16 protein-coding genes are annotated in these 16,083 nt (G+C 39.6%); 8 read left to right on the top strand and 8 right to left on the bottom strand.

The genetic code is table 11. The features are described 5' to 3' along the window. Positions 1-43 precede the first annotated feature (43 nt). The 5 genes from CVS95_RS05210 (at position 44) to CVS95_RS05190 (ending at position 5,552) form a co-directional block, all read left to right on the top strand. A complete protein-coding gene (locus CVS95_RS05210; protein ID WP_234400013.1) occupies positions 44-484 on the top strand; it encodes a hypothetical protein in 441 nt (146 codons plus the stop codon). Continuing rightward, on the top strand, positions 481-1,395 hold the full coding sequence (gene proC, locus CVS95_RS05205) for a pyrroline-5-carboxylate reductase (RefSeq protein ID WP_107695805.1): 915 nt from the start codon (positions 481-483) through the stop codon (positions 1,393-1,395). The genes CVS95_RS05210 and proC overlap by 4 nt, the downstream gene beginning before the upstream one ends. A 19-nt stretch (positions 1,396-1,414) precedes the next feature. Next, positions 1,415-2,104 carry a tetratricopeptide repeat protein gene (locus CVS95_RS05200; RefSeq protein WP_107695804.1) on the top strand — a complete coding sequence of 230 codons (690 nt, stop codon included), beginning with the start codon at positions 1,415-1,417 and terminating at the stop codon, positions 2,102-2,104. A 416-nt stretch (positions 2,105-2,520) separates the two neighbouring features. Further along, entirely contained in the window at positions 2,521-3,090 is a 570-nt protein-coding gene (locus CVS95_RS05195; protein ID WP_107695803.1) for a hypothetical protein, read from the top strand. A gap of 20 nt (positions 3,091-3,110) precedes the next feature. Beyond that, complete coding sequence (locus tag CVS95_RS05190) at positions 3,111-5,552, top strand: molybdopterin-dependent oxidoreductase (protein ID WP_107695802.1); 2,442 nt, start codon at positions 3,111-3,113, stop codon at positions 5,550-5,552. A gap of 31 nt (positions 5,553-5,583) precedes the next feature. Here CVS95_RS05190 and CVS95_RS05185 read toward each other — a convergent pair whose 3' ends face one another. Then, a complete protein-coding gene (locus CVS95_RS05185) occupies positions 5,584-5,892 on the bottom strand; it encodes a YolD-like family protein (protein WP_234400012.1) in 309 nt (102 codons plus the stop codon). Beyond that, positions 5,882-7,144 (bottom strand): DNA repair protein, encoded by a 1,263-nt coding sequence (locus CVS95_RS05180; protein WP_107695801.1) that lies wholly within the window; start codon positions 7,142-7,144, stop codon positions 5,882-5,884. The genes CVS95_RS05185 and CVS95_RS05180 overlap by 11 nt, the downstream gene beginning before the upstream one ends. A 264-nt stretch (positions 7,145-7,408) precedes the next feature. Here CVS95_RS05180 and CVS95_RS05175 point away from each other — a divergent pair, with 264 nt between their 5' ends. From CVS95_RS05175 to CVS95_RS05165, 3 genes are all read left to right on the top strand, one after another. After that, on the top strand, positions 7,409-7,825 hold the full coding sequence (locus CVS95_RS05175; RefSeq protein ID WP_107695800.1) for an autotransporter domain-containing protein: 417 nt from the start codon (positions 7,409-7,411) through the stop codon (positions 7,823-7,825). After that, on the top strand, positions 7,825-8,013 hold the full coding sequence (locus CVS95_RS05170) for a hypothetical protein (RefSeq protein WP_107695799.1): 189 nt from the start codon (positions 7,825-7,827) through the stop codon (positions 8,011-8,013). The genes CVS95_RS05175 and CVS95_RS05170 overlap by 1 nt, the downstream gene beginning before the upstream one ends. A gap of 119 nt (positions 8,014-8,132) precedes the next feature. Next, complete coding sequence (locus CVS95_RS05165; RefSeq protein ID WP_103605062.1) at positions 8,133-9,299, top strand: Fic family protein; 1,167 nt, start codon at positions 8,133-8,135, stop codon at positions 9,297-9,299. A gap of 83 nt (positions 9,300-9,382) precedes the next feature. On the opposite strand, the gene CVS95_RS09560 is transcribed toward CVS95_RS05165, so the two are convergent. The 6 genes from CVS95_RS09560 to CVS95_RS05140 form a co-directional block, all read right to left on the bottom strand. Next, positions 9,383-9,523 (bottom strand): hypothetical protein, encoded by a 141-nt coding sequence (locus CVS95_RS09560; protein ID WP_159070072.1) that lies wholly within the window; start codon positions 9,521-9,523, stop codon positions 9,383-9,385. Positions 9,524-9,586: 63 nt separating this feature from the next. Next, on the bottom strand, positions 9,587-9,895 hold the full coding sequence (locus CVS95_RS05160) for a hypothetical protein (RefSeq protein ID WP_103559536.1): 309 nt from the start codon (positions 9,893-9,895) through the stop codon (positions 9,587-9,589). A 25-nt stretch (positions 9,896-9,920) separates the two neighbouring features. Continuing rightward, complete coding sequence (gene feoB / locus CVS95_RS05155) at positions 9,921-12,425, bottom strand: ferrous iron transport protein B (RefSeq protein ID WP_107695798.1); 2,505 nt, start codon at positions 12,423-12,425, stop codon at positions 9,921-9,923. Further along, positions 12,416-12,643 (bottom strand): FeoA family protein, encoded by a 228-nt coding sequence (locus tag CVS95_RS05150; protein WP_107695797.1) that lies wholly within the window; start codon positions 12,641-12,643, stop codon positions 12,416-12,418. The genes feoB and CVS95_RS05150 overlap by 10 nt, the downstream gene beginning before the upstream one ends. Positions 12,644-12,710: 67 nt before the next feature. Beyond that, positions 12,711-13,457, bottom strand: a complete 747-nt coding sequence (locus CVS95_RS05145) for a DUF4198 domain-containing protein (RefSeq protein ID WP_107695796.1) — start codon at positions 13,455-13,457, stop codon at positions 12,711-12,713. A 31-nt stretch (positions 13,458-13,488) separates the two neighbouring features. Beyond that, a complete protein-coding gene (locus tag CVS95_RS05140; RefSeq protein WP_107695795.1) occupies positions 13,489-15,546 on the bottom strand; it encodes a TonB-dependent receptor in 2,058 nt (685 codons plus the stop codon). Between the last annotated feature and the right edge of the window lie 537 nt (positions 15,547-16,083).

Genomic DNA, 16,083 nt, shown 5'->3' with positions numbered 1-16,083 from the left:
TATAACGCCGCAGACGTACGTTACGAAAACGGTAACGGACAACGTGCGGGTTTTCGTCCCGGACGCTAAATTTAAGAACTTCCCGACCGGAGAAACCGCCTATGAGATGAGCGTTAGCGTCGGCAAGGGCGAAAAGGGCGGCAAAAACTCGGATAAGCGCGCCGTGCGGATATATCTAAGCCAAGACGGCGACGTCTACGGTAAGCTTAGCAAAAACATGCTCGAGCAGTACGCGGGCGCGGCGAAACAGAAAATGGAGCCGACACTAAAAGCGGCGATCAAATTTGAAAACGATACGAAGGACGTTTATGAGCTGGTCGTGGGCAACGAGTTTAAGGCGAGCGACGAGGTGCAAACGGGTGGCGTTTATACCTTGGCGCCTGGGCAGGTTACGGGCGCGATCTGGGCGGATAGTGCGGCGGTAAATACGGCGATCGCTGGCAAAGCGGTCAAAATCGGCACTCTAAAAAAGGCGGCGAAATGAAAAGCGTAAAAATCGGCTTCATTGGCGGCGGAAATATGGGCGGCGCGATGATGGAGGCACTTTGGCGAGCGCAACCTGACGAGGCTAACTCGGGACGAAACTCGGCCGAGGGTGAGCGAAAATTTGACGGCGGCAGCGAGACGCAAAGGGCGGAAAATTTAGCGCAAACGGATAAAAACGCGAGTCGGCGCGAATGCGAAAAAGAGGCAAAATTTGAAATCCTAGCCTGCGCCAGAAGCAAAAACGAAGCTTTGCGGCAGAGATTTAGCGTAAAAATAGCTGCGAGCGAAGCGGATCTAGCGCGTGAATCGGACGCGGTCGTACTGGCTACTAAGCCCGCTAGCTACGAGGCTATCTTGCGTCTGATCGCACCCGAGCTTGCGGGCAAAATTTTGCTTCTTTTGGCGCCTAATTTCGACATAAAACGCGCTAGGCAAATCGTAGGCGAGGGCGTTTATATCGCTCGCGCGATGCCAAATATCGCGGCTTACATCGGCACGTCGGCTACGGCTCTTTGCTTTGACGCGGGATTTAGTGAGGCTAAGAAAGAGACCGTGCGCGAAATAATCGCAAAAATCGGTAAAATTTACGAGATAGACGAGGCTGGGTTTGCCGCATTTACGGGTATCGCGGGAAGCTTGCCGGCGTATGCGTGCGCCTTTATCGAGGCTGCAGCCGATGCGGGCGTGCGGGGCGGACTGCCTAGGCGGCTTTGCTACGACGCCGTTGCGGCAGCCGTAGAAGGGACGGCGCGTCTGATCCAAAGCGGCAAGCACCCGGCCGCGCTAAAAGACGAGGTTTGCTCGCCGGCGGGAACCACGATCGAAGGACTTGCCGCGCTTGAAAACGGCGGATTTCGCGGCGCCTTGATGCAGGCCGTCGCCGCTTGCATCGCCAAAGCGCGGGGTTAGCTAAATTTAAAGGATAAAAATGAAAAATTTATTATTTGCGCTACTTGCGGCGATAAATTTATTCGCTAGCGAGCCGGGCCTTTCGCCATTGCTAGCTGCAGATACGCTAGAAAAGGTCAAAAAATGCAAAAATCCCGACCTAAACTCTACCAAAGAGTGCGTGCAAGCGGGCATGGTAGCAGCAAACTTAAAGCAAGACTACGGCGCGGCGGAGGGGCTATTTAGCCTAGCCTGCGCCAAAGGAGACGGCGAGGGCTGCTTTTATCTGGGCGAACTTTATAAAAACAACCTAGTAAAAGCCGCGGATAAGAGCGAGCGCGAGACCAAGATTAGCGCGTATTACAAGGCTAGCTGCGTCCTTTACGAGTATTTGCCCGGTTGCTTGGCGCTAGCTAATTTCATGCAAGAAGAGCTGGGCGACGAGGTGCAGTCGTTTGCGATAAACAATACCCTATGCAACAAAAAATACGCTCCCGGATGCTACAACGTGGGCTGGATGATAGAGCGAACGGGAGGCGATATAGGCGAGATGATGGAATATTACGAGCGCTCGTGTAAGCTAGGCTACGTAGGCGGCTGCGCGCGAGCGGCGTGGCTGTATGAGGGAAATTTCAACGAAAACAGATACGAGCAAGTAAAAAAAGACGCGAAAAGAGCAAAGCAAATGCGAAAAAAAGCGTGTGAGCTAGGTGATAAGCAAAGCTGCTAGATTGATAATAAGGCGTTTTGATAAAAAATTTAAAACGATAAAACTCCAGAAAATCTTAACATAGCTAGCAATGTAGAGTAGTAGTTTTTAGCATATTTATAAATACTGTAAGAAGTTTACTAATTTATATTTTTAAGTTTATAAAAGCTCTGCCATACTTTTTTTATATTAGCCAGTGAAGTAAAGTTAAATTTTTACTTCACTAGACTCAAAAGTAAAATTTTTATAGAGCTTGTGTTTGCTTATATTTTTAGCTATCAAAAACAATCGACAAAACCAATTGATAAATTTTCTGCTAAATCTTATTTCTAATAAAAGTAAATATTAACTTTCTTAAATAAAGCTAAATATAACAATGTAATTTTAAGTTATTAGGTTATAAAATTTTTTTAAATTTTATTTTTAAGGATTGCAACATGAAAATGCTATTTTTAGCCCCTGTCTTAGCATGTAGTCTTGCTTTTAGTGCCGATGTCATCGCAAAAGATGCCAATGTAACGTTAGATGGTAAAAATATTGGAAAGATCGAAGTTCTAACGCCAGTTGAGGTTATAGAAAAAGGTGAAAAGACGAGTAAGATAAAGGTTAATGGTGTGGTTTCAGGAAACTATTTAGCCCAACTTCAAAGAAGTATAGAAGATCCGGAAGTTTTTATTGCTTTTAATGATGAAAGTGGGACAAATTTTAAAAAAGTAAAAGATATTGAAGATGAGTATGGCGAAATATGGTACCAAACAGAGGGCGTTTATGAAGTGCCAAATGACGCACTTGGTGGCGACACAAAAAAGCTTTACGTAAAAGCACAACAAATTTACGAAGAGACTTGTTCCGCATGTCATAGACTTCATGAGCCAAATAGCTTTACAGCGGCTCAGTGGCCAGCAAATTTAGCTGGAATGGTCGATGCAAAATTTGTAGCACTAGATGAAACTGACCTAAATTTAGTGCTCAAATACTTACAACACAATGCCAAAAAAGTAAAATAAATTTTCATAAGGGAGAAAATATGAAAAGACGAGATTTCATAAAATTTTCTGCACTTGCAGCCACTGCGGCACAAGCAAGTAGGATTGAAGGCGTGACAAAAACCATTTTTGACCAAAAGAAAACTTTGGGAGCAAATAGATTTGGTCTATTTTGGGCAAATACCAACTCAAATCAAATCGTCTCCGTTGATCCATTTGAGGGCGATAAATTCCCAAATACCATGAACAACAGCTTGCCAGATCTCATCCAAAATGAAAGCCGCGTGCTCTATCCGTACGTAAGAAAAAGCTACTTAAAGGCAAAAGGTGCAGCAAAAAGTGAGCTTCGTGGCAAAGAGGAATTTGTGCGTGTTAGCTGGGATACGGCACTTGACCTTGCTGCAAAAGCCTTAAAAGAAAATTTTGATAAATATGGCCCTGAGAGCATCTACGGCGAATGCTACTGGTGGGGCGGCAGCGGTAAGATCAGTTGGGGTAGGACTGTTGGCCATAGGATGCTTAAGGTTTTAGGCGGATATGTTGAAGAGAGCGGTGACTACTCAACAGGCGCTGGTCTTGTCATCATGCCTCATGTCCTTGGAAATAGTGCAGTTTATGATGCTCCTACAAAATGGGAAGCTATGGTTAAAAATGCTAAGAACATCGTATTTTGGGGTACTGATCCGCTCGTAACTGGTCAAATTTCATGGCAGCCGCCAACACACGATGGTTATCTTGGCATCAAAAAGATAAAAGATGCTGGCATTAAAACTTATAGTGTTTGCGTCTTTAAAAATGATACCACAAGATACCTTGACTCTGAAACTATCATCGTTCGTCCAAATACCGACGTAGCAATGATGCTTGGTATGTGCCACTATCTATATGAAAACAAGCTTTATGACGAGGAATTTATCAAAAAATACACAGTTGGTTTTAATAAATTTAAAGATTATTTGCTTGGCACCACCGACAAAGTAGTAAAAGATATAAACTGGGCTAGCAAAATTTGTGGTGTAAAAGCCGAAGATATAGCTAAATTTGCAACAGCGCTTGCAAAAGAGCCAAGCACTATCATCGCTGGCAGATCACTTCAAAGACAAGATCACGGCGAGATGGGCTTTTGGGGTATCGTAACACTTAGTGCGATGCTTGGCCACATCGGTAAAGAGGGTCTTGGATTTGAGTTTAACCTCTACTACGGAAACGGCAGCACCGATAAGATAGCACCTGCTCTAAAAGGTATCAGCACTAGGATAAGCGAGAAATATGAAAACGTAGATGGCGCTCCATGGAAGAAATTTAAAAACGTAACCATCCCATCTTCAAGATCAATCGAAGCTTTGCAAAATCCTGGCAAAGAGATAGATTATGATGGCTCTAAGATCAAACTTCCACATATGAGAGTAGCTTATATGGCCTCTGGTTCGATGTTTACAAGACACCAGGACGTAAATAACGCCGTTAAAGCGTGGCGTAAATTTGACACCGTAATAACCGCTGAGCCATACTGGACAAGCACAGCTAAACTAAGCGACATCGTCTTACCAGTGGCACTTGAGGTAGAGAGAAATGACATCAACCAAAGTGTCCCATCAAGCGAATACATCGTGGCTTATAAGCCAGTAGTTGAGCCAATGGGAGAAAGCAGAAGCGACTACTGGATATGCTCACAAATTTGCAAACGCTGGGGCAGAGAAGAGGTCTTTACAGAAGGTAAAGATGAGCTTGGATGGGCAAAAGAATTTTACGCAGATGCGGTGGAACAAGCCAAAGCGCTAGATCTCAAAATGCCAAGCTTTGATGAGTTTTGGAAAGAAGGATATGTTAAATTTGACAAAGACAATGAAGAGACAAAATACTACACAAGGCTTAGTGCATTTAGAGAAAATCCACACAAAAATCGCCTTGGCACGCCATCAGGCAAGATAGAAATTTACTCTCCAACTATCGCTAAATTTGGCTACAAAGACTTTGCCCCACACTTTGCTTGGATCGAGCCTTTTGAGTGGCTTGGTAGTGAAAAAGCTAAGAAATATCCATTTAGCATCACAACCCCACACTCAAGATACCGCTTACACTCTCAGCTAAATAACTCAATAATCAGAAACTACGCTGAAGTTTGTGCTAGAGAGCCGATGCTAATAAATACAAACGACGCTAAGAAAAAAGGCATCGCAACTGGTGATGTAGTGAGAGTCTTTAACGACAGGGGCGAAATTTTAGTAGGAGCGCTTGTTACTGACATCATCCCAGAGCATGTCATCGCTATTTGCGAAGGTGCATGGTACGACCCTGAAGTGCTTGGCGAAAGAAGCCTTTGCAAGCATGGTTGTATCAATGTCCTAACACTCGACAAAGGCACATCTAGTATCGCTCAAAGCAACTGCGGACATACGATACTAGCGGATCTTGAAAAATATAAAGGCGAGATCAAACCAATAACTGCCTTTTCTAAACCAAAAATTTTACAATCTTTGTAGAATTTATATAAATTTAGCCCTCGCATGGGGGCTAAATTATTTTTAGGTCATTTATATCTTCAAATTTGATCCTAGTTTTTACAACCATAAGAGTTTCATTTTTGAAATTTACGTCAGAGATTAGCCCTCTAGCATTTGTATAGGTGTAGCCGTCATAGTAGTTTATATATACTTCATCAGCTGCTCTTAGCTCGCTTATCTTTTTAAAAATTTCATCGACCTTGCTCTCATCAAGCTCTAGTTTTTCGCATTTTTCTCGCTCTTTTTGTCGCAAGGCTCGCTCTAAGGTTGATAGGGGATTAAATGAGCTAAAAATTTTTGCTCTATCTTTACTCGCCACTTTTGTGCCCTCCGATCTTTTTATTTCGGTCTTGCCCAGTGGCTTCTGGTAGTAGATCGATCGCTCTTAAAACCGAGTTTTTACCAAATTTTTCTTTTATGAGATTTAGGGATTTTAAAACTGCCTTTTCTTTAGTATCATCCTCAAAAAGACTAGAGTGAGCTAGGCTCTCTTTTACTACGTCATTTGCACTAATGCTAATTTGCCTAATGAGCCCAACATTTTTTATCTTATTTAAGAGCAACTCTTCGGCTGAACTCATCAGCATGCTTGAAACATTTGTTGGTGTCTTAAACCGAACGCTTGCACGTTGTAGTGGCTCAAATTTATCGGCAAATTTTATATTTATCGTTATTCCACTTGCCATTACTTCTTTGTTGATCATCCTAAGTGCTAGTCTATCCGCCATTTCTTTTAGTACGACTACTGCCTCACAACGTTCGTAGTCTCTTGGTAAAATTTCAGAGCTAAAGTAAGACTTTGTACTTGGTTTATATGCTTTTATGTCAGCTATTGTCGTTGGCTCTATACCATTTGCGTGATCTATCGTTATATATGCATCAACTCCAAAAAATTTCTCAAGCAAGCTTCGCGGAGCATTTGCTATATCTTTCATACAAAAAATTCCATGTTTTTCCAGCTTTAGTCTAGTTTGCTTACCGATACGCCAAAAGTCGTCTAGCGGTTGATGCGTCCAAAGACGCTCTTTATAAAGCTGCTCGTCTAAAAATGCAATCCCATCATCACTGTGCTTAGCCAGAATATCAAGGGCGATTTTTGCAAGGTATAAATTTGTGCCCATGCCACAGGTGGCTGTCACGCCAGTAGTTTTTAAAATTTCATCCATTATCTTTTTGGCTATGGATTTTGCATCGGTATTATAAAATTTAACATAAGAAGTAAGATCGATAAAGGCCTCATCGATAGAATAGACATAGATATCATCTTTTGAGACATATTTTAGGTATATCTCATAAATTTTAGCCGCATAGTCGATGTAAAACTGCATTCTAGGCGGTGCGATGATAAATCTTATAGCCTTTGGTATTTCAAAAAGCCTGCATCTATTTTTCACACCTTTGGCTCTAAGAGCTGGACTAACGGCTAGGCAAACACTTCCGTTGCCACGGCTATCGTCAGCCACGACCAGATCGGCTTTAAACGGATCAAGTCCTCGCTCTACGCACTCAACTGAGGCATAAAAGGACTTTAGATCAATGACGGCATAAAATTTTTGTGCTTTGTTTTTCATGGGGTGATTATAGATGAAAATTAGTAAAAGTTCGTTTTTGAAAAATCGATCTTAAGGCTAAAATTTCTAATAAAAATTTTTTAGAAACAAAATAAGTAAAATGGATAAATTTTACTAGTGGAGCTAGGGTAAATACAATGCATAAAAGAGTTAATATAATTAGCCCTTCTATTGAAAAAAAAGTAGACAATCAGGTATTTATATTGGTTTAACAGATAGAAGTGATGTAAATTTTAGCAAAGTAAAAATAAAAATGGCGAGTCTATGCTTGGGGCTTTTGCTATACCAACATTTGATAACAGCGATGAAGATACCAAAATAGATGGTAGAGTTAGAAATTATGGACTTGGTATTTTTTCAAGACTAAATTTGCCACGTGATTTTTATATCGATCTCATGGCAAAAGCTGGCAGGAGCCAGACTAAGGTTGATGCGAAAGATGTAGATTATAAAATCTCGATGCCATACTACAATGCTAGCTTTGGCGTAGGCAAAAAGATAAAATTTGATAGCTTTATGCTTGATAGTGGGCTAAACTACGCACTCTCTTATGTCGGTAGCGATGAGGCAGATGTCGGACAAAGCACATTAAAATTTAGCAACGTTACATCAAGTAGAGCTAAAATTTACTCAAAAATAGCCTATGATGCTGGTAAATTTAATCCTTATGGAAAAAATTAGTGCCGAGTATAAATTTAATACCAAGTCAAAAAATAGCAGTGATCCAAGAAGACGAGGAGATAAGCCTAACTCAAAAAGGCACAAGCTCAGAGCCAACTTATGCAACACTCATAAATTTTGGCATAGCACAATCTTTTGGTAAAAAAGATCAAAGCAGCGCAAAACTTCAGTTTGCTTATAGATTGTAAATTTATATATTTATTTGGAAGTAGTATATAAGTATAACCAGAAGTAATACAATTATATTTTTTATAAAAGAATACGTTATAATCGTACTCTCATTATACTAAAAAGGAAGTATTAAAAAATGAAAGAAGAAGTAAGTAGTAATATAATAATACCAGAGCCATCTTTTGGAAGTAATTTGACTAATGTTATTTTAGATTTGGAAAAGCTAAGGACCAAAAGGCTTGGTGGTGATGTACCTCCATATATATTTTTTCAGCTTAAAAATATTTTTCAAATTTTAGAAACTTTAGGATCAGCTAGAATCGAAGGAAATAATACAACATTATCTGAATATGTTGAGAAGATTATAGATAAAAATTTTACAGATGAAAGCGATGATGAGATAAAAAGCTTAGAAAATGCCATAGCTTTTATAGAAGACAACACAGATGAAGAAACCATATTTGATCGTGCCTATATTTCAGAAATCCATAAAATTATTACAAAAGGCTTAACACCGCCGCCAAAAGGTGAAGGATCTAACTATCCTGGAGAATTAAGGCGACATGACGTAAGTATAAAAAAATCAGGACATATTCCACCAAAGCACTTTATATTGCCAGATTATTTTAATAAGTTTATAGAATTTATCAACGAAAAACATAAGGAGCAGTACCAGCTCTTAATGGTTGCTATTGCGCACCATAGGTTTGAGTTTATTCATCCATTTGACAATGGAAATGGTAGAATGGGTAGACTTTTAAATTATGCTTTTTTAATTAAGCTCGGATTTAAAGTTAAGCAAGGTAGACTTATAAATCCGTCTTCTGTTTTTTACGCAAATAGAGATCAGTATTACGATATGTTGTCGTGCGCCGATACTTTAGAGCCTAGAGATTTGTTAGCTTGGTGCGAATATTTTTTAATAGGATTAAAAAATGAGATCGAAAAAATAGACCATCTTTTAAAAAAAGAATATGTACAAAAAATTATACTTCTACCAATGCTCAAAATAGCACTAGATAGAGAACATATAACAAAACAAGAATTTGATATATTGACGTATATTGTTAAAAAAGATGATATGTGTATGAAAGCCGAAGAACTTGATAAATTTGGTATACGAAAATCAAAAGAAAAATCAAACATTATGACAAAACTGAAAGATAAAAAAATGGTTAGATCCATAACTGATGGTGGAAGAATTTACACTATCTATTTTGTAAATAATTATCTTTTGCGTAGCATTATGCATGTATTAAAAGATAGTGGTTTTGTCTCTGATTTTTTAAATAATAATATTTAAGGGCTTTTAGAGTCCTACCTAGACAGCTATTATAAAAAGCCAAAAAGGTATTTCTTAAGATTAGGCATTATCTCTAAAGAATATTACTTATACTTTTTTCCACCAGAGTGACAGTTTTTACCACTACCGCAACCGCAGTCTTTTTGCCTAAACTCTTTTGCGTAAACGAAATATCCCGCACCGACTGCCATTACAATCAAAATTGCAGCTTCATACCAAGCCATATTTTTCCTTTTAAAGACGTTTCGCCGCGTCAAATTTAAACATTTCGCGGCGAGTTTATTAATTTATTTTGAAATATCTTTTGACTCTACGATGACCTCGTGGCCTTCGCCCGCAAACATCCTAGCCTTGTATTCACCTTGCGGTTTTTTAAATGTATACATACTGTCCTTGTCAAATTTGCCCTCGATAACGACTTTGCCATCTTGAAGTACTTTAAACTCCACGCCACTAGCACTGCTACCGTCGCTAAATCCCGCCTCGCAAGTAACGGTATCGTCGCCGTTATCTATGCAGCTCATAAGCGCCGTATGCGCAAACGCAGGCAAGCTCACAAGAGCCGCTAAAACAGATGAAAATAAAATTTTCTTCATTTTTTCTCCTTTGATAAAGTTAAATTTACTTTTTGACGCCACCGCTCCAGTTTTGGCGTTTTTGCGGCATAAATCCTAAAACAATCACAAAAAACAAAAGTATAAAATAATATATCCCCATAGCCGTTAGACCGCCTATGCCAAATCTATTTGCGAGAGTGAAAAATAGCGACGAAACTACGAGCGCTAGAGTAAAAGGGAAAAATATCCCAAACGCCATCCATGCGTAGCTGTTCGTCTGCATTTTTACTACGATCATCGTAGCGATACAAGGCGGCGTAAGCAGCATGAAAACGATGATTGAGGCCGCATGAAGCGGAGTATAGCCGCTACTTTGCCTCATTGCTTCTTCAGGCCTCATCTCTTCGCCACTACTTGCTTCGGTGGCTTTACCGCTTTCATATATACTACCAAGCGTCGCCACTGCGGACTCCCTGGCGGCAAACGAGCTTAAAAATGCTACGTTTATCCTCCAGTCAAACCCTGCAAATTTAGACACGGGCTCAAGCGCGCGCCCAGCCATACCAAGAAGCGAGCTTTCTATCTTGTCGTTTTTTTGCTCTCTTAGGATCGTCTTTCTTTGCGTCGATAGCTTTCTAAGTGCTGAATTTATCGCTTTTGCGTCTTGATCGGTTTTTGGCATTATAAATTTGTAAAACTCTGGGTTCTCGGCCTCATATTTTTCGTCTACGCCCTTGCCTCCGCCCATCTTTTTAGCTTTGTATCCGTCGTAAAAATTTAGCAGCCGCGCGACCTTTTCTCTGCTATCTACGCTCGCATAGTAGCTTGATTTTTTCGCGGCCATGTCGAAATTTGCCAAAGCTTTGGCTTCCTCGCTTACATAATGTTCCTGTTTTTCGCTTGAAAGTCCCGGAAACTGTAAAAGCGCAAAGAGTATCACGGCTACGGCGATGACTATCGTACAAACCTTTTTGATATACAGCCACACACGCTCGCACGCTCTTATCACGACACCCTTAAACGTCGGCAGGTGATAAGGCGGTAGCTCCATCACGAAGGGCGCGGTTTCCCTCGTCTTTAAAATCGTCGAAGTTAAAAATTTAGCTATCAAAAGCGCCGATAACATCGTAACGGTCGAGATATAAAACATCATCACGCTCATTTGCGAAGCATCTATGCTTTTGCTCCCGTCTACCGCCACGATCGTAGTCGTATAAAACGCACCCAAAAGCAGCGTGTAAAAAGGCACCTTGGCTAGGCAGTTCATCAAAGGAACAGTGAGAATAGTCGCCATTCTCGCCCTATCGTCGGCGATACCCTTGGTAGACATGACGCCCGGCACCGCACAGCCTCCTACAAATGCCCCGCCAAGTACCAGCGGCAAGGTGCTTTGTCCGTGTAGACCGAATTTTTTAAAAATTTTATCTAAGACAAACGCCATCCTTGGCATATATCCGACATCCTCTAGAATCGCGATCATTGCAAAAAGTATAAAAAATATCGGTAAGTAGTTTAAAAGCGCGACGGCAGAATTTACCAACCATATAGCCGCATCGGTAATGAGCGGCACTTTAGCGATATCTGCCGCAGGCGTAATATCTACCACAAAGTTTTTAATAGCCGCAAGCAGTGGCCAAGTGTAGTTCGTGAGCTTATAACCAAAAACTATACTACTCTCGTAAATCGCAAAAATAATGGTAAAAAGGATCGGAAAACTAAGCCAACGATTTAGGATTATTTTATCTATCTTGTCCGTTAACGTGGCTTGATTTTTCTTGGTCTCTTTTACGCACTCGCTAAAGACTATGCTCGCGTTTTCGTATCTAAGCGCAGCCAAATAGCCCTCGATGCTTTTGCCCGTTTTTTTGCTAAATTTAGTCCTTTGCTCCGCCGTTAAATTTTTTATCTCAGTGTTAGAGTTTTTTAGCAAATTTAAAGCTGCAGCATCATTTTCAAGGGCTTTTACGCAAAGCCATCTCGTACTCACGCCTTTATCTAAAGATACGCTATTTTGTAGCTCTAAAACAAAAGGCTCCAACTCTTCGTAATTTACCTTAAATTCTTCATAGTTTTGTTTTAGATTTTTAGCATTTCTTAAAACGTCTAAAATTTCAGCCTTGCCCTCACCCTTTGACGCGCTAGCGTAGATTACGGGACATTTTAAAATTTTAGCTATTTTGCCGGCATCTATGATTATGCCGCGTCTTTTGGCTACGTCTAGCATATTTAAGACTATGACGACCGGGATGCCGATTTCAAGCAGCTGAAAAGTTAGGTATAAATTTCGCTTTAAATTTGAAGCGTCGATGATATTTAAAATGACGTCAGGTTTTTCTTTTACGATAAATTCTTTCGCGACTTTTTCTTCAAGCGAATACGAACTAAACGAATAAGTACCAGGTAGATCGACCATCTCGACGTCCACGTCTGCGATGCTAAAAAATCCCGATTTTTTATCGACGGTAACGCCTGGGTAGTTTGCGATATGCTGACGTATGCCGCTTATCATATTAAATACGGTGGATTTGCCGCAGTTTGGCTGCCCCGCAAGAGCTACTTTTATTTGCAAATTTCAACCTCCACTAACGCCGCTTCGCTTTTTCTAAGCGAAATAAGACAGCCTTGAATTTTAAGCTCTATGGGATCAAGAAGCGGAGCGAGTCTTACCGCCTCAACGACGGCTCCGTTTATAAAGCCCATATCAAGCAGCTTTTGAAGTAGTTTGCCTTCGGCTTTGAGCTCTTTTATCTTATATAAAATTCCAGCCTGTGCAGAGCTAAGATTCATACGCTTTTCCTTAAATATATAAATTTGACCGCCTCTATTTTGCTAAAGCGGTCAAATTTAATAAAACTTATTTTATCTCAAAAGCAAAAGAGGCTATAGCTGTCTCTTCGTCGCATTTTTTAGCGTCTGCATAAGGGAATTTATGTACTACTTTTAGTACCCATTTTCCAGGCCTAAGCGCTAAAACCTCGGTTTCTCCTTTTAGATCGGTTGTTGCATGAAACGCACTTTTATCTTTCAAAAATCCGTCAAAGGTGCCGTCAATCGTCGCGACCTTTAGCGGCTTGCCCTCAAATAATACTTTAACCTTAAACGGCTCGCCGACTTTAAATTTGGCCGGATTTGTTAGAGGTACGATTTCTAGGCGTTGTCCAGTTGATTTGGTTATAAAGTCGTCTTCTGTGCCGACATTTATGACGCTTTTTGCACTCATTGTAGCGCGGCGGCAAAATTTAGCATTTTTTATTGTTTCTTTAGTACCGCCCATGTGCCATTTGCCATCAGCATCTTCCGTCCAAAACGTAGGCTTGTATTCGCCGGTAATCGCGTACGTACCGTCTTTTAGCTTAGCGCCCTCATAGTGATAGTTCTCTCCGCTTTGTTTTAACGTGATTTTGCCCTCTTTACCAAGGATCACGGGCGCTTCAAAGTTATTTACGCGCTCAGCATCTATTGGTTCTGATTTCGGAAAATCATGCCCGAAACCTATATTTACGCTAGCTTTTTCACCGTTTTCACCAAATAACCAAAAATCATGAGCACTTACTACACTAAATGCACCTAAAATAGCTAGTAGAGCTAAACTCTTTTTCATTTTTTATCCTTTTAATAAAAATTTATTAGATTTAAAAACTATATTTTACGCCTATGCCAAAAGTTCTGCCTTTGCCGTAAGTAACAAGGGCGTTGCTACCTCTAGCTCTAGCATGCGTAAAGTACTCTTTGTCAGTTAAATTTTTGACATAAAGATATACATCAAAGCTATCTTTTAGATAGCCAACTTTTGCATCTGCTGTAAAGTAGCTCTTTTGAGCAAGCGTATTTTGCTCATCAAAATATGTCTTACCTATCATGTTTCCATCAAGTCTGGCATAAATTCCCATCGGAGCGTAATATGAGGCACCAAGAGAAATTTTATACTCTGGGTTTTTCTCGATTCTATTGCCTTTATTATTTGAGCCGTCTTTATTGATATAGTTGCCATATTTAGTTTTAAGTAGGCTTGCAGCCAAATTTATATCAATCTCCTTGCTGGCTTTTAGAGTGCCTTCAAATTCTACGCCCATAGATGTTGATTTATCGGCATTTGATATATAGTATATGTTAGAGTTGTTAGGGTCGGTATAGAATATGTGAGTACCTTTAATGGCCATATAAAATAACGCTGTAGAAAATCTGAAACTATCATATGTGCCTTTTAAGCCGATTTCGTAATCATCACTTGTCTGAGCGTCAAATTTATTATCTTTTCTACTACCACCAGTTGTATAAAAGTTAAAACCACCTGCTAAGTAACCTTTTGAATACATCGCGTAGATATTTAGCTCGTTGGTAAGATCGTATCCAAGTGCAAATTTAGGCAAAAATGTTCTAAAAGTCTCTTTTTCATCCATAGAAAACGCTGGTGTACCAGGAGTATGTCCTAGCGGATAAGAGAAATAATCAACCTTGGTATGCTTTTTGATCTGTTGTAGCCTACCGCCTAGTGTCACGTCAAATCTACTAGTAACTGGATAGATAATCTGACCAAACGTTGATATTGTCTGCGCACGATTTACAGACGGCCAATCCTCTACTATCGTGTTACCATGATAGCCATATTGATCTCCGATAGGGCCAAAAACTTGCTTTTCCTTTTCAAAGTATAATCCACCGACCCACTTAAAACTTTGCTCATCTGTACTGCTAAATCTAAGCTCCTGCGATAAAGTATCGTTTTTAGAGTTTAAAAAAGTAACTAGCCCGTAGTGGTCGGGATGTAGATAAGTTGCCTTGCTACCAAAGTCCTCGTCGTAAAGTCCATCTTTTTTAGCTCTACGAAAAGTCGTAGCCGATGTTACATCAAATTTATCAAATTCATATTTTAGATCTATCGCACCAGAGGTTGAAGTCTGCTTTACACGAGCTGGAGTTTCTAAATTTATATGCTTAGCTTCGCTTTTTGAGATATCATAAAATCTACTCTTTGGGATAAAAAGCTCATCAAGTGAGTCGTCTTGTCGGTGAAAAACGTCGCCACGAATTTTAACGGTAAGACGGTCAGTTGGAACAATCTTTAAATTTAAACCAAAGTTATAATTTTTCTTATCGTTGGCTTTATCTCCGTTTAGATCGTTTATGATCCAGCCATCTTCTTTGGATGCCGAGCCATTTAAGCCTAAAAATAGCTTATCATCTATTAGCGCACCGTTTGTTTCAAAAAGGCCCATCATGTATTTGTTCGATCCATATTCGGTACCAACACTACCTCTCCATTCATTTTCGGGCTCTTTTAAGACGATATTGATTATGCCACCGATAGAGTCTTTGCCATAAATCGCACTACTAGGACCTCGTAAAATTTCTACATGGTCAATGTTGGTTACTGGAATGTAGGCTACATCTTTGTTACTCTGTGCCACACCGCCTATGTAGACAGTTACTGGGTTTGAGCTAGTGTATATAGATGGGTTTAGTCCTCTAGTGCTGATACCCTCATACATTCCGCCTACACCGCTGATATTTGGTATAGTTTTTACCAGCTCTTCTACATTTTTTACGCCTCGCTCCTCTAAATCAACATCGCTAATTACACTGATGCTTTGAGGCACGTCTTTTAAATTCTCACTAATTTTGTTTGCGGTAACCGAAACTTCACCAAGCACTATATCTTCTGCGGCTACGGCTGAATTTGTAAGAATCAATAAAGCAGCCGTTAGTCTAGATAGAGAAATTCTTTCATATTTGCTCCCTAAACTTAAAAATTAATTGTAGAATTATAGGGAATTAGATAATCATTGTCAATACTATAATAATAAAAAATTTATATAAAAATAATACTCAGCTAATGTATAATTATCGTAAATTAGGGGATTATTTATCATATAATAAATTTATATTAAAAATACGTAATACTATATATAGTAGGATATTTTCATATATCATCATATAATTTATAATCATTTTCTAAAAAATTAACATTTGAATATAAAAATTTAATATTATAATAGTAAGTTTATATAAAATTAATAATTAGTTAATTTTATGCTCGCTATTTCTTTAGAATTTAGCGTATAAGCAAAACATACTTCAAAATTTAAGATATTTTCATAAGTCCATATTGTTAAATTAAGTGGGCTATGTCCAATTTTAGATTTAGCTTATTTTAATATCTTGGTTTGAAATCTTAGATATTGGCTAAATACAATAAAGAAAGATAGTATGAATTTTTTAAAAGAATC

It is taken from the genome of Campylobacter concisus, from assembly GCF_003048905.1.
Classification (GTDB): domain Bacteria; phylum Campylobacterota; class Campylobacteria; order Campylobacterales; family Campylobacteraceae; genus Campylobacter_A; species Campylobacter_A concisus_V.
This window is presented reverse-complemented; position numbering and strand designations above follow the sequence as displayed.

Bases quoted from the DNA above. Each gene is read 5' to 3' on its own strand.
- CVS95_RS05175 (WP_107695800.1), top strand. From the start codon at position 7,409: ATGCTTGGGGCTTTTGCTATACCAACATTTGATAACAGCGATGAAGAT.
- CVS95_RS05160 (WP_103559536.1), bottom strand. From the start codon at position 9,895: ATGAAGAAAATTTTATTTTCATCTGTTTTAGCGGCTCTTGTGAGCTTG.
- CVS95_RS05145 (WP_107695796.1), bottom strand. From the start codon at position 13,457: ATGAAAAAGAGTTTAGCTCTACTAGCTATTTTAGGTGCATTTAGTGTA.
- CVS95_RS05150 (WP_107695797.1), bottom strand. From the start codon at position 12,643: ATGAATCTTAGCTCTGCACAGGCTGGAATTTTATATAAGATAAAAGAG.
- CVS95_RS05180 (WP_107695801.1), bottom strand. From the start codon at position 7,144: ATGAAAAACAAAGCACAAAAATTTTATGCCGTCATTGATCTAAAGTCC.
- CVS95_RS09560 (WP_159070072.1), bottom strand. From the start codon at position 9,523: ATGGCTTGGTATGAAGCTGCAATTTTGATTGTAATGGCAGTCGGTGCG.
- proC (WP_107695805.1), top strand. From the start codon at position 481: ATGAAAAGCGTAAAAATCGGCTTCATTGGCGGCGGAAATATGGGCGGC.
- CVS95_RS05190 (WP_107695802.1), top strand. From the start codon at position 3,111: ATGAAAAGACGAGATTTCATAAAATTTTCTGCACTTGCAGCCACTGCG.
- CVS95_RS05195 (WP_107695803.1), top strand. From the start codon at position 2,521: ATGAAAATGCTATTTTTAGCCCCTGTCTTAGCATGTAGTCTTGCTTTT.
- CVS95_RS05165 (WP_103605062.1), top strand. From the start codon at position 8,133: ATGAAAGAAGAAGTAAGTAGTAATATAATAATACCAGAGCCATCTTTT.
- CVS95_RS05200 (WP_107695804.1), top strand. From the start codon at position 1,415: ATGAAAAATTTATTATTTGCGCTACTTGCGGCGATAAATTTATTCGCT.